Genomic DNA, 1,347 nt, shown 5'->3' with positions numbered 1-1,347 from the left:
GCCTAACGTAACGGTTGTTTATCAAGTATGTAACACTTTAGTAACACCAAATGTGTGTGCAAGTGCCACAGTAACGATAAGCGTACCAGCAGCAGGAGATCAAGATGGAGATGGCGACCCAGACAACACAGATCCACAACCAACGAACTCATGTGTATGGGGCATCGGTCAAGTGTTGGCGAATACGAGTACCACTTGGCGTAATGCAGACTGTGATGGTGATGGAGTAACAAACTATAACGAAGCCACAGGCGCAGATGGAAACCCAGCGACGTTAGCAGACAACACAGATCCACTGAGTGCCTGTAGCTTAAACTTAGGTCAAGTGACCTTAGTAGCGACCAGTACTGGCGACTGTGATGGCGATGGTGTAACGAACAAGGATGAAATTAATGGTATCGATGACAATCCATTAACATTGGGTGACAACACGAATCCCAATGATGGATGTAGTTACAACAAGGTAGACCAAGTGTTTGCGAATGTAAGTCCATTATGGTTAGCAGGAGACTGTGATAAGGATGGTAATCCAAACGGCACGGATCCAAACCCACAAGCAGCTACAGCGGCAAACGATGCTTTAACAGCTCCGTTTGGCCTAACGAGTACAGTAAGTGTATTATCGAATGATGACTTCTTACCAGTATTGGGCAATGTAGTTACGAGAATAGGAGGTACAGCAACCGGAACCGTAGTGTTTGCACCAACAACAGGTATCATGAGTTATACTCCATCAGCGACAGAGCCAGGAGGAACGAATGTAACAGTTGTATATCAAGTATGTAACACCTTGGTGACACCACAAGTATGTGCTAGTGCTACAGTAACGATTAGTGTACCAGCAGCAGGAGACCAAGACGGGGATGGCGATCCAGATAACACGGATCCACAACCAACGAACTCATGTGTATGGGGCATCGGTCAAGTGTTAGCGAATACGAGTACTACTTGGCGTAATGCAGACTGTGATGGTGACGGAGTAACAAACTATGACGAAGCCATAGGTACGGATGGTAATCCATTGACGACATCTGACAATACGAATCCACTAAGTGCTTGTAGCTTAAACTTGGGACAAGTGACCTTAGTAGCGACAAGTACTGGCGACTGTGATGGCGATGGCGTAACGAACAAGGATGAGATTAATGGTATCGATGACAATCCATTAACATTGGGTGACAACACGAATCCCAATGATGGATGTAGTTACAACAAGGTAGACCAAGTGATAGGCAATGTAAGTGCAAGCTGGAAAACCTTAGATTGTGATAAAGATGGTAATCCAAACGAAACAGACTTGAATCCACAAGTTGCTACGGCAGTTAATGATGTGTTGACAGCTCCATT

Annotated in this window: 1 protein-coding gene; it reads left to right on the top strand. The window is 45.2% G+C overall.

The window, feature by feature from the left end:
- Window positions 1–1,347, top strand: a 1,347-nt coding sequence (locus BWI92_RS27545) for a hypothetical protein (protein ID WP_217903503.1), incomplete at both ends; no start/stop codon positions are given.

This window comes from Flectobacillus sp. BAB-3569, from assembly GCF_002270355.1.
GTDB classification, from domain to species: domain Bacteria; phylum Bacteroidota; class Bacteroidia; order Cytophagales; family Spirosomataceae; genus Flectobacillus; species Flectobacillus roseus.
Note: the sequence above shows the minus strand (reverse complement) of the source record. Positions and strands in the feature narration are given on the sequence as shown.